Origin of the sequence: Bradyrhizobium sp. AUGA SZCCT0160 (assembly GCF_018130105.1) — a bacterium.
Lineage (GTDB): Bacteria > Pseudomonadota > Alphaproteobacteria > Rhizobiales > Xanthobacteraceae > Bradyrhizobium.
Map to the genome: position 1 here is coordinate 231425 of NZ_JAFCMD010000011.1, position 11837 is coordinate 243261.

Below are 11837 nucleotides of genomic sequence, written 5' to 3' on the forward strand. Positions count from 1 at the left end.
GTGGTTTGTGGTTCCGGTCAACGCGGCGCGCCCGAACATCATGGTTAACCATCTGTTTAAATGGCGTGCGAGAGGCATCATAAGCCCATTGGGATTGCGCCAGCCGCATTTTACCGGTGCGATTTTGCCGTTCTTAACGGTTTTGTGATTGCATTGCCGTCGCTGGCCCGGAAAACGGGCAGATATCGGAAAATCGCTGCGATGCGGGTCGATCGAATCTGGGAATTCCTCCAGCGGTTGAGCCCGCTGACGCGCAGCTGCCTGCTCACCGAGCTGGAGCGGCTGGAGGCGTGCGGCGTCGACATGCCGGGCACCGCAGACCTGCAGGCCAGGCTGCGGGCCGAACTGCGCCCGGACGGACCGAACGAAGCTCCAACGCCATCCAAATATTTCTTCGCGCCGCTGGAGCCGCTGGTCGTCGCGGGTGCGCCGGAGCATGCCAATACGGGCCGGATTGCGCGGAGTTCACTCGTTCCGATCTGGGAATGGATCAACCGCGATCTGCTGCCGATCATGGCCCGCGACTACGAAGACCAGATGAAGGGGTTTATCGCCTCCAACCGCCCGCGCGACGCGCAGCAGGCGGCAACGATCTTCCAGACCAAGGTCGCAAAATCGCTGGAGGGAAACCTGGCTTCGGCCGATGGCGCGGAGCGCGCACGCAGCAAGCTTGCCGCCTACACGGCTTCGCCGTCGGTCTATAGCGACCTCGTCAAGATCATGGGCGCGCTGCGCGCACGCGAGGCGCTGGCAGGATTCGGCAAAGCCTTGCCGGAAAAGATTCCCAAATTCAACGACGCGCAGGTCGACAAGGTCACGGCGCTGCTGGATGCATTCCGCAAAAAGGATCCCGCCGCGGTGCCGTTTGCACTGGCGCTGGTTGCTGGACGTCTCAAGACGCCCCGCGAGTTGCTCCGTCTTGCCACCAAACCCGCGCGCAGCCGGCGCGCAACCGACGTCGCAGCGACGCCCTATGCGATATCCGTCTCGATGGTGCTTGACCAGATCGACGACAAACGCATCGCCTTGCGCGTTGCCCTGAAGAAAAACCGTGTCGTCGACGCGCGCGACATCCTGGCCGACATCGACAAGACAGAAGCAGCGGTGCAGGCCGCCATCCGCGAACTCGCCGCCTCCGAGTGGGGCGCGCGGCTGCGCGACATCAGGAGCGCCATCGTGGCCGATGTGGAGACTGAAGTGAGCCGGTTTCCCAATGAAGTCGGCCACATCCTGCAACTGCGCGGCGCGCGCGGCAATGGATTGTTGTCCGGCCTGGCCTGGAAGGGCCGCGATGCGATCAGCGATAGCGCCGCATTCTGCAAGCGGCTGATCGGTCAGAGCTGAACGCGGCTCCGGCGCTCTTTCCCGCGCGGCCCGCGAGACGCCTTTGAGTTATGTCGCAGTGCGGATGTGGCCGGCTGCATCGCTGCGGCCCAGCAGATTGGCATAAACTTCGATCCGGCGCGGACGCCCGACCAGATAGCCCTGCATTTCATCGCATCCCTCTGATATCAGCGTCCTGAGCTGATCATTGGTCTCGACGCCTTCCGCCAGCACCGGCAGTCCAAGCCCGTGGGCGAGACCAATGACGGCGCGAACGATCGCCAGCGATCGATCGGTGCGGCCAAGACTGGCGATAAAGGACCGGTCGATCTTGATCCGGTCGAGCGGGAAGCTTTGCAGATAGGACAGCGAGGAATATCCGGTTCCGAAATCGTCCAGTGCAATGCTGACGCCCAGCCTCTTGAGGCCTTTCAGCATCAGCGTCGCACGTGCAACGTTCTCGATCAGCACGCCCTCGGTAATTTCGAGTTCGAGACGCGCCGGCGAGATACCGGTTTCGCGCAGAACATCGCCTACCATTTGCTGCAGATTGCCGCGGCGGAATTGAATCGCCGAGACGTTGACGGCGACCTGCAGCGGCGCCTTCCAGCACGCGGCTTCGCGGCATGCCTCCCGCAAGACCCACTCCCCGATCTCGACGATCAGATCGGTTTCCTCGGCGATCGGGATGAACTCCGCGGGCGGAACCAGGCCGCGTTGCGGATGCATCCAGCGCACCAGCGCTTCAAATCCGATGATCTCGCCCCTGGCATGCCGCTGCGGCTGATACTCCAGATAGAGCTCGCCGTTTGCGACGGCCGATTTCAGATCGTGTTCCAGCGCCCGGCGGTCGCGCAGCTGCTGATCCATCGTGGCGGTGAAGAACCGTATCGCCCCGCGGCCTTCGTGCTTGGCGCGATAGAGCGCCGCATCTGCGTTGGCGAACAGCGACCGCGCGTCATTGCCGTCGCGGGGATAGACCGCGATCCCGATGCTGAGATCAAGCTCGAACGAATGGCCGTCGATCTCGATATCCAGGTCCAGCGCGCCGCGCAGCCGGTCGGCGAGCAGTTCCGCACTCGATGGCAGCGGATCCTGTTCGGTGATCGCGATGAATTCGTCCCCGCCGACCCGCGCCAGGAAGGCGCCCTGTGACGCCATCTGGAGACGCCGCGAAGCTTCGCGCAGCGCCGCGTCGCCCATCGAATGCCCGAACAGATCGTTGATCTGCTTGAAGCGGTCAAAATCGATGCATAGGACCGCGAAGCTTCCGCTGCGTTCCCGGGCCGCGTCGAGCACCTTCGAAAAATGACCATCCAGCGCGGCACGGTTCGGCAGATCCGTCAGTGCGTCATGCCAGGCCAGATGCAGGATCCGTTGTTCCGCGCGCTTGCGATCGGTCATGTCGAACGCCACCGCAACGCAGGCATCGCGGCCGTTGTAGCGCAGCGGACGCGCCTCGATCGCCACCTCGATTATTCTTCCATCGGCCGTGACGTGACGGCGGGTATCATGCGCCGTCTGCATGCCCTGATGCTGGCGGAACTCGTCGCGAACCTTCCTGATGTCCTCGGGAATACGCAGATTCTCGACATTCATCGACAGCATCTGCTCGCGCGAGTAGCCGTAGTGCCGGCAGGTCGCGGCATTGACGGCCAGAAGCTCAAGCGTATTGACGTCGGCCACCCACATGGGAAGCGGATTCTCCTCGAACAACAGGCGGAACGAGGCTTCGCGACGCCTCAGATCGGTGATGTCTTCGTGCGTCGCCACCCAGCCGCGATCCGGCATCGGCCGGTGGCAAATCCGGAAAACGCGGCCATTGGCCAGTTCAACAACCGAGTCGTGCTGCTCCGCGCTGACGACAAGCTGATCGCGCCAGGCGAGGTATTCCTCCTCGGTCATCGCGGGATGGCTTCCCGCCTCGAACCGCAGATGGACGATCTCTCTGAGCGAGATACCAGGTTTGACGCTGTCCGGCGGCAAATCGTACATGTCGACGTAGCGGCGGTTACACACAATGAGCCGCTGCGCACCGTCGAAGAAGCAAAGCCCCTGCGACATGTTGTTGAGCGCCGAATCGAAACGGTCGGCGATCTCGCGCGCATTGGCTTGTTCCGTAAGGGCCGCCAGCTCGGCGCTTCGCGCCCGTTCGCCTTCGACGGCGAGGTCCGCGCGCGAGGCGACGAGATTCACCAGGTCGGCGTAGTTGGTGTTGATCATCCGGATCAACAACACCACCAGCATGCAAAGATTGATGCCGATGCAAACGTGCAGTGCTTCACCCGAGATCAGCAACCGCAGCGAGATCGGGACCGCCGAAATCAGCAGCGTGAGCCGGGCGGCGCTCGGGAAACTTCCGAGGCAGTAGGCGCTTCCGACCGACCCCAGAAAGACCAGCAGCGCCAATGGCGCGCGTGAGTCCGCCTCGACGTTGTCGAACAGCACCAGGGTCCAGACCGCGAAGACGGCGTTGAGCGCGGACGCCAGGATGCGGGTCTTGAACAGATGCTTGAGCGCCTGTTCGGCCGTCGGCACCACCTTCCGCAGCTTGATCCAGTAGATCATCCTGATCACGCTGACGAGCAGCAGCGTACCCGGCACGCCAAAGCGGAACCAGAGCGGCAGCGTGGCCGGCAAGACGTAGGAGACGCTGACGCTCTCGACGATCAGCACGGCATAGAGGACGGGAATTTGGCTCGTCAGAATGCGGAACTGCTCGATGAGCAACGCACCGCCCGCCGGTGTGGCGGCGCTGCCGATGTAAAACCACCGTCGAAGATACCTGCGAATATTCATCAGGGCGCCATACCGATTGGTCGGCAAGGCTAGCTGCGGGAAGGAAATTGCGCGTAAAAAACCTTGGTAAAGGGTGAGCTTAAAATCGTCGGAAATCAGCGCAGTTCCAACGCGCTGCGGTGTCCGTCCGGCGGTGAACCTGGTCGGTACTAATACGGACCGGAAATGCCGAATCTATGCCGCCGGCCTTGCAGCCGTTCTGAGCATCATCGTCCCACGACGACGGACGGCTGCTTCACGCGGCCAGCGTCAGATCGCCGATAGCAAGACGCCTCGCCGCGCGCTCGGCTTCGCGGGCATTGCGGAACAGCTGGCCTTCCAGCTGGTCGAAACGACGAGAGGCCGCGAAGAAGTGGTACCCGCCGGGGCCACGCACGACGATCCCGGCGGTCTGCGAACCGACTTCGATAATGTAGGTATCCGACATATTTTCCAGCCTCGATGGCATTCCGCGCAAATAACGGAGCGCCTGCCGAAATGTTCCTCAGCCCGGAAGGCGCGCCCACACGGAAACGTCATCAACGATTGTCTGGCGAATCAGCGCCCGGCAAGGCCGGTGCAATACGGATTCGTAGGAAAAACGGCCGCTCCGCAGGCTTGACCTGCGACAAAGCCGCCGCCAGTGTTCCCCGCGAATCCAGTGATTTGCGACAAACAGGCCGGAGAACGGACATGGTATCGAAATTGGCGGTTACGACGCTTCTGGCCCTCGCGATTTGCGCACCGGTCCAGCAGGCCGTGGCGCAGGATGCGATCGGCGGCGCGATCGTCGGTGGCGTGCTTGGCGGTGTCGTCGGCGGCGCCCTCGGTGGACGCGGCGGTGCGGCGGCAGGCGCCATCATCGGCGCCGGCACGGGAGCTGCGATTGCATCCCAGGGCGAGCCGCGCCCGGGCGGCTACCGCTATTACAACAACGGCTGCTATGTGGAGCAGCCCGGCGGCTGGGTCGCCGTTTCGCCGCGTTATTGCGGCATGGAAGCGCAATACGTCGCGCCGCCGCCGCAGCAGTATTATGACGATACGCCGCGCTGCATGCGCTCGCGGAGCTATGATCCGCGCCGCGGCACGTTCATCGGCCGTGACGGTTACGAGCGTCCCTGCCCATAAGATTCAGGTCCCATAAGATTCAGGTCGCGATCGGCGCGCCATCCCGCTGGATGACCTGCGGGTGGCCCTGCTCGTCGATCGAGACGTAGGTAAAATTGCCGTCGGTCACCAGGATCGACTGCCGGTCCTCGCGGCGCAGCGACCAAGCCTCGAGATGGACCGTGATCGAGGTCCGGCCGATCCGGACCAGATTGGCGTGCACCGAGACGAGGTCGCCGACATAGACGGCCTTGCGAAAATTCATCGCATCGATTGCAACCGTGACGGTGCGGGAATTCGCAATCTTGGAAGCGAACACGCCGCCGCCGATATCCATCTGGCTGAGCAGCCAGCCGCCAAAGATGTCGCCGTTGGCGTTGGTGTCGGCCGGCATCGCCAGCGTGCGGATGCAGAGATCGCCGCGCGGTTCGGTTTCGGTGCTCAGCGGAGCATGCGTCTCGGTCACTTGAAATTCTCCCAGCCGGCATCGGGGGTGAACCTGCCGCCGAATTTTTCGGTCAGCGCCCACAATGTCGAGACCACATTGTCCACGCCGCGTGTACGGGCATAATTCAGCGGGCCGCCGCGGAACGGCGCATAGCCGGTGCCGAAGATGACGGCGCCGTCGACCACATCGGCATTGTCGACGATGCCCTCGTGCAAGCAGGCGACGCAGACATTCGACATCGGCAGCATCAACCGATCGATCATTTCCGCCGATGGCTCCGTCGTGGAAGGCGCGGCCGACGACGTGTCCGCCTTGCCGTCCTTCCAGACGTAAAATCCCTTGCCGGACTTGCGGCCGAGTTCGCCCTTGGCGACCTTTTCGCGCAGCCACGCCGGCGTCGGCGGCAGGGCGTCGCCGAATTTCGAGCGCAGCATGTCGCCGACATCGAGGCAGATATCGAGGCCAACCTGGTCGGCGAGCTCGATCGGGCCCATCGGCATGCCGAATTTTTTCGCCGCAGCGTCGATGACGGATTTGTCGATCTTCTCGTCGAGCATCACCATCGCTTCGAGCATGTAGGGGGTCAGCGCGCGGTTGACGAGGAAGCCCGGCGAAGACTTGACCGGCAGCGGCAGGCGGTCGATGGCGCCGACGAACGCCAGCGCCTCCTTCAGGAGTTGCGCATCGGTGCCGTCGTGGCTGACCACTTCGACGAGCTGCAACCGTGATACCGGGTTGAAGAAATGCAGGCCGAGCAGCCGCTCCGGCTTTTGCAGACTGGTGCGCAGATCCTGCAACGGTATGCTCGACGTGTTGGTGGCAAGGATCGCGCCGGGCTTCATGATGGGCTCGAGCCCGGCATAAACCTTCTGCTTCAGCGCCAGCTTTTCCGGCACCGCCTCGATGATGAGATCGGCGCTGCGGACACCCTCGCCGCCCATGTCGGGCATCAATCGATCCAGCGCATCGCGCACGCTAGTGCGCTTGCGCAGGATCTTGCCGAACAAGTCAGACGCGCGCTTGATCGCGCCGGCGATCGGTTCGGGCTTCATGTCTGCCAGCGTCACCCGCATATCCTGACCTGCACACCAGGCCGCGATATCGCCGCCCATCGCACCGGCGCCGATGACATGAACGTGGTTGATCTTGTTGCCGCTGCCGGCGAGCTTCTTCATCTGCTCGCGCAGGAAGAACACCCGGATCAGGTTCTGCGCCGTCGGCGTCACCATCAATTTGGCGAACGAGGACTGCTCGGCGCGCAGCATGCCATATCTGTCACCGCCGTATCGTTCCCAGAGATCGATCAACGCATAGGGCGCGGGGTAATGTTCCTGCGGTGCCGCCTTGGCCGCCTCGCCGCGCATCCGCGAGGCGAGGAGTTTGCGCACCGGCTCCCAGTTCAGGACCGAGGTGAGCACGCCGGGTGCGGCGCGCTTCAGCCGTCCGAACACGGCATCCTTCACCGCGCTGCGGACGTGCCGCTCCTGCGTCACCGCGTCGACCAGACCCAGCGATTTGGCCTTGCGGGCGTCGATGGTCTTGCCGGTCAGCATCAATGGCATCGACTGCATCGGATTGACGAGCTGCGTGAAACGCACGGTGCCGCCGAGACCGGGATGCAGGCCGAGCATCACCTCGGGAAAGCCGAAGCGCGCATCATCGATCGCGATCCGCATCTGGCAGGCCAGCGCAACCTCCAGGCCACCGCCGAGGCAGAAGCCGTGGATCACGGCGACCGTCGGCAAGCGCAGCGCCTCGAGCCGGTCGATCACCTTATGCGCCCGGCCGATTTCGGTCTCGACGGCCAACACATCGCTTGCGCCGCGAAACGCGTTGACATCAGCGCCGGCGATGAAGCCGGATGTTTTCGCAGAGCGGATCACGAGGCCCGCAGGCCGTGCGCTTTCCAGCTCGCCAATCACCTTGTTGAGCTCTTCGATCAGATCAGCCGACAGCGTGTTGGCGCTGGCGCCTTCGCGGTCGAACAGCAGCCAGGCGATGCCATCGGAGTCGCGGGTCAGCTTGAAATTTTTGTACGACCCGCCCGCATCGGGTGTCGGCCCGAGTTCGAGCACGCGATCGCCGAGAACGTCCATGATCCTTGATTCCATGATCACACCGTCTCTATCAGCATCGCGCCGCCCTGCCCGCCGCCGATACATTCGGTGGCGATGCCGCGCCGTGTACCCAACCGCTTCATGGCATTGACGAGATGCAGCACGATGCGGTTGCCGCTGCAGCCGACGGGATGGCCGAGGCTGATCGCGCCGCCATCGACATTCATTTTGGTCTGGTCGATGGCACCGGCCGCACCATCGAGGCCCAGAATCTCCCTGCAGAACTTTTCGTCGTTCCAGGCTGCAAGACAGCCCAGCACCTGGGTCGCAAAGGCCTCGTTCAATTCCCAGGTTTCGATATCGCCGAGCGTCAACTCGTTGCGCTTCAACAGTTCAGTCGCCGACAGCACCGGACCGAGGCCCATGATCGAGGGATCCAGCGCCGACCATTGGCTGTCGAGGATGACGGCCTTCGGCGTCAGGCCATGCTTGGCAACGGCTTTCTCGGAAGCGAGGATCACCCAGGACGCGCCGTCGGTGATCTGCGAGGAATTGCCGGCGGTGACCTTGCCCCAGGGCCGTTCGAACACCGGCTTCAGTTTTGCCAATGTCTCGGCCGTGGAATCCGGCCGCACGCCGTCGTCATGGTCATAGAATTTGCCGTCGCGGGCAAAGGCGGTTTCGACCTCGCCCTTCAGCCAGCCCTGGCTCTGGGCATTGGCGAGCCGCTTGTGGCTCTCGGCGGCATAGGCATCGGATTGCGCGCGGGTGATGCCGAAGAGATGCCCGACCACCTCGGCGGTCTGGCCCATGTTGAGGTCGGTGATGGGATCCGTCAGCCCGCGTTCGAGGCCGATGATCGGTTTGAAATAAGACGGCCGCACCTTGAGCGCGGCCATGATCCTGGCGCCGATACCCCGGGCACCGGCAAGGCCGGCGAACCAGCGCACGCCCTGTTGCGGCCACACCAGCGGCGCGTGGCTCAGCGCCTCGGCTCCGCCGGCCAGGATCAGGTCGGAGACGCCCTCGCGGATGTAGCGGTAGCCCGTGTCGATCGACTGCATGCCGGAGCCGCAATTGATCTGCACGGTGAAGGCGACCATTTTTTCGCCCATGCCGAGCCGCAGCGCTGCGACCCGCGCCGGGTTCATCTCGTCGGCAATGACGTTGACGCAGCCCAAAAACACCTGATCGAAGGCAGTGGGCGCAAAGGGCTGCCGGGCCAATAGCGGCCGGCCGCATTGCACCGCGAGATCGACCGGGGTGAAGGGCCCGGGGCCGGAGCGCGCTTTCAGGAACGGCGTCCGGCTGCCGTCGACAATAAAAACCGGTCGCGCCATCAGCTCGCCGCCCTCTGCTCACCCAATTCCTGGAAGAATTGATGCACGTCGGCGGCTTTCCTGTAAATCGGCGACAGCGCCTCCGGCGCAAAATCGTCGACCTCGATCACTTTTGCGACAGCTTCATGCGCAGCCGCGAGCTTTTCGCCCTCGGATTGCGTGATGACGCCCTTCTGCACCGCCTCTTTCCAGTCATGCAGCCGCGCGGCGTGCAGTTGCTTCGCGGCGCCCTCTGCGGCGGTCACCAGCAGGAACGCCTTTTCCAGCCGGGCAACGCCGCGATCGTCATCGACATGTGACAAATCCGCCGTCAGCCGGTCACGCGCCGCCGATGGCGACAGCACCAGCTGTGCACAGAGATGGACGACCCGGTCTGATGGCCCGACCACCCGCGCCCCGAACGGCTGGATCAGGAATTTCAGGATGATTGCGACGAAGCGATTGGGCAGATTATTGAGGATTTCGGCGAACCGATTTTCGATGGTCTTGAAGCCGCTGGCCATGCACCATTCCAGTGCGGCGAAATCGGCTTGCTGGCGGCCTTCGTCCTGCCAGCGCTTCAGCGCGGCCGAGAGCAAATAGAGTTCGGAGAGGATATCGCCGAACCGGGCCGAGAGCATTTCCTTGCGCTTGAGCGCACCGCCCAAGGTCAACAGCGCCATGTCGGCGCAGAGCGCGAAGGCCGACGCGTAGCGCGAGAGCTGGCGATAGAATTTGGTCGCATCGCCTGCGTCCGGCGCAGGCGCGAACATGCCACCGGTCCAGTTTCGACCCCAGGCGCGGAACATGGTCTTGAAGCTATGGCCGACGTGACTCCAGAACGCCTTGTCGAAAGCATCCAGCCCCTTGGCGCGGTCTTGCTCGCCGAGCGCGTTCATCTCGTCGAGCAGATAGGGATGGGCGCGGATCGCGCCCTGCCCGAACACGATCAGATTGCGGGTCAGGATGTTGGCGCCTTCGACGGTGATGCCGACCGGCACCGAGCGATAGAGATGGCCCAAATAATTCTGCGGGCCGTCGATGACCGCCTTGCCGCCGTGGATGTCCATGGCGTCGTCGATCGCAATCCGCATCCGCTCGGTGGCGTGCAGCTTCATGATGCCGGAAATGACCGCGGGATGATGGCCCTGGTTGAGCGCCGCACAGGTCAGCCGCCGCGCGGCGTCGAGCAAATAGGCCGTGCCGGCGATGCGCGCCAGCGGCTCCTCGATGCCTTCAAATTTTGAGATGGAGATGCCGAACTGCTCGCGGATGCGGGCATAGGCGCCAGAGGTGCGCGCGGCATAGGCCGCACCGGCGGCCGACAGTGACGGCAGCGAGATGCCGCGGCCGGCGGCGAGCGCCGTCATCAGCATTTTCCAGCCCTGGCCGAGCCGCTCCTGGCCGCCGATGATGAAGTCCATCGGGATAAAGACATCGCGGCCCCAGTTCGGGCCGTTCTGGAACACCTGCATCGCCGGCAGATGGCGCTTGCCGATTTCGACGCCCGGAAGATGCGTCGGGATCAGCGCCACGGTGATGCCAAGCTCTTCCTTTGAGCCCACCAGATGATCGGGGTCGTAGGCCTTGAAGGCGAGGCCGAGCAGCGTCGCGACCGGGCCGAGCGTGATATAGCGCTTGTGCCAGTTAAGGCGCAGCCCCAACACTTCGCGGTCTTCGAACTGACCCTTGCAGATGATGCCCGTGTCGATCATCGAGGCGGCGTCGGAGCCGGCTTCCGGGCTGGTCAGCCCGAAGCAGGGAATGTCGCGGCCATCGGCCAGCCGCGGCAGCCATTGCAGCTGCTGTTCCTTGGTGCCGAAGCGCATCAAGAGTTCGCCGGGCCCAAGCGAGTTCGGCACCATCACGGTGACGGCGGCGGTGAGCGAACGCGATGAGAGTTTGCGCACCACTTCGGAATGCGCGTAGGGCGAGAAGCCGAGGCCGCCATACTCTTTGGGAATAATCATGCCGAAGAATTTGTGGCGCTTGATGAAGGCCCACGCCTCCGGCGGCAGGTCGCGCCATTCCCAATTGATCTTCCAGTCGTCGAGCATCGCGCAGAGTTCATCGACCGGACCGTGCAGGAAGGCTTCTTCTTCCGCCGTCAGCGTCGCCGGCGCGTAGCCAAGCAATTTCGACCAGTCGGGATTGCCGGTGAAGAGATCGGCGTCCCACCAGACGTCGCCGGCCTCCAGCGCCTCGCGCTCGGTGTCGGACATCGACGGCAACACGCCGCGGGCCCAGGAGAAAATCGGCTTGGTGATGAAATCGCGGCGGAAGCTCATGGCGGTCCTCATGGATCGGCGGCGCGGAAGGCTATTTTAGCGGATGATGCGGGGTTTGGGTGAACACTTCGCCTTGAAAATAGGGCGAAATTGACGCGGACGGGCGGCGGGAGATAACGGCTGTGGGGCGTGTCAGTTCCGGGAGTCTGATTGTGTACCGCTGGCCTTCTTGATCCCTCCCACACTGCCACCCCATACTAGCTGTCATCACCCGCGCAGGCGGTGATCCAGTACGCCGCGGCCTCTCGGTGTAGCATCGACGTCTCTGGGATACTGGGTCACCCGCCTGCGCGGGTGACGACACTGGATGTGTGTCTTCGTTCTCGCGACGCATTGCGCCCGAAGCTTTGCAAATCGCTTCGCCCTTCAACTCAGAGGGCGCAGGGAATGCCGGATGCGCGCTGCACCCGCGGTCTCGTGTGCGATTGTGCTAAGAAAGCTGCACACGAGCATACAGGGCAGCGGAGAGCATCCGACATTCCCTGCGCAATGGCTTTACGGCTTATGACGCGCTCTC

The 11837-nt window shown here is 63.5% G+C and carries 8 protein-coding genes; 2 read left to right on the forward strand and 6 right to left on the reverse strand.

Annotated features, from left to right (window positions below):
* Nucleotides 1-201 precede the first annotated feature (201 nt).
* Entirely contained in the window at nucleotides 202-1344 is a 1143-nt protein-coding gene (locus JQ558_RS19610; RefSeq protein WP_212209203.1) for a hypothetical protein, read from the forward strand.
* A 48-nt stretch (nucleotides 1345-1392) separates the two neighbouring features.
* On the opposite strand, the gene JQ558_RS19615 is transcribed toward JQ558_RS19610, so the two are convergent.
* Together JQ558_RS19615 and JQ558_RS19620 are read right to left on the reverse strand one after the other, a co-directional pair.
* Entirely contained in the window at nucleotides 1393-4122 is a 2730-nt protein-coding gene (locus tag JQ558_RS19615) for a bifunctional diguanylate cyclase/phosphodiesterase (protein WP_212294601.1), read from the reverse strand.
* A 235-nt stretch (nucleotides 4123-4357) separates the two neighbouring features.
* Complete coding sequence (locus JQ558_RS19620; RefSeq protein ID WP_212273960.1) at nucleotides 4358-4549, reverse strand: hypothetical protein; 192 nt, start codon at nucleotides 4547-4549, stop codon at nucleotides 4358-4360.
* Between the two features lie 245 nt (nucleotides 4550-4794).
* Here JQ558_RS19620 and JQ558_RS19625 point away from each other — a divergent pair, with 245 nt between their 5' ends.
* Complete coding sequence (locus JQ558_RS19625; protein ID WP_212209200.1) at nucleotides 4795-5229, forward strand: BA14K family protein; 435 nt, start codon at nucleotides 4795-4797, stop codon at nucleotides 5227-5229.
* A 19-nt stretch (nucleotides 5230-5248) separates the two neighbouring features.
* Here the strand turns inward: JQ558_RS19625 and JQ558_RS19630 are convergent, their stop codons facing one another.
* The 4 genes from JQ558_RS19630 to JQ558_RS19645 are packed head-to-tail and all read right to left on the reverse strand — an operon-like array spanning nucleotide 5249 to nucleotide 11320.
* The gene (locus JQ558_RS19630; protein ID WP_212294602.1) at nucleotides 5249-5674 is read right to left on the reverse strand and encodes an acyl-CoA thioesterase; all 426 of its coding nucleotides are present in this window, start codon (nucleotides 5672-5674) and stop codon (nucleotides 5249-5251) included.
* Nucleotides 5671-7767 carry a 3-hydroxyacyl-CoA dehydrogenase NAD-binding domain-containing protein gene (locus JQ558_RS19635; RefSeq protein ID WP_212294603.1) on the reverse strand — a complete coding sequence of 699 codons (2097 nt, stop codon included), beginning with the start codon at nucleotides 7765-7767 and terminating at the stop codon, nucleotides 5671-5673. Before JQ558_RS19635 ends, JQ558_RS19630 begins: the two co-directional genes overlap by 4 nt.
* A 2-nt stretch (nucleotides 7768-7769) precedes the next feature.
* Nucleotides 7770-9053: an acetyl-CoA C-acetyltransferase gene (locus JQ558_RS19640; RefSeq protein ID WP_212294604.1), complete on the reverse strand. Its 1284-nt coding sequence runs from the start codon at nucleotides 9051-9053 to the stop codon at nucleotides 7770-7772.
* A complete protein-coding gene (locus JQ558_RS19645; RefSeq protein WP_212294605.1) occupies nucleotides 9053-11320 on the reverse strand; it encodes an acyl-CoA dehydrogenase in 2268 nt (755 codons plus the stop codon). The genes JQ558_RS19640 and JQ558_RS19645 overlap by 1 nt, the downstream gene beginning before the upstream one ends.
* Nucleotides 11321-11837 lie beyond the last annotated feature (517 nt).

Coding starts and splice junctions, on each gene's coding strand:
- JQ558_RS19610 (WP_212209203.1), top strand. CDS start 202: ATGCGGGTCGATCGAATCTGGGAATTCCTCCAGCGGTTGAGCCCGCTG.
- JQ558_RS19645 (WP_212294605.1), bottom strand. CDS start 11,320: ATGAGCTTCCGCCGCGATTTCATCACCAAGCCGATTTTCTCCTGGGCC.
- JQ558_RS19620 (WP_212273960.1), bottom strand. CDS start 4,549: ATGTCGGATACCTACATTATCGAAGTCGGTTCGCAGACCGCCGGGATC.
- JQ558_RS19635 (WP_212294603.1), bottom strand. CDS start 7,767: ATGGAATCAAGGATCATGGACGTTCTCGGCGATCGCGTGCTCGAACTC.
- JQ558_RS19615 (WP_212294601.1), bottom strand. CDS start 4,122: ATGAATATTCGCAGGTATCTTCGACGGTGGTTTTACATCGGCAGCGCC.
- JQ558_RS19640 (WP_212294604.1), bottom strand. CDS start 9,053: ATGGCGCGACCGGTTTTTATTGTCGACGGCAGCCGGACGCCGTTCCTG.
- JQ558_RS19625 (WP_212209200.1), top strand. CDS start 4,795: ATGGTATCGAAATTGGCGGTTACGACGCTTCTGGCCCTCGCGATTTGC.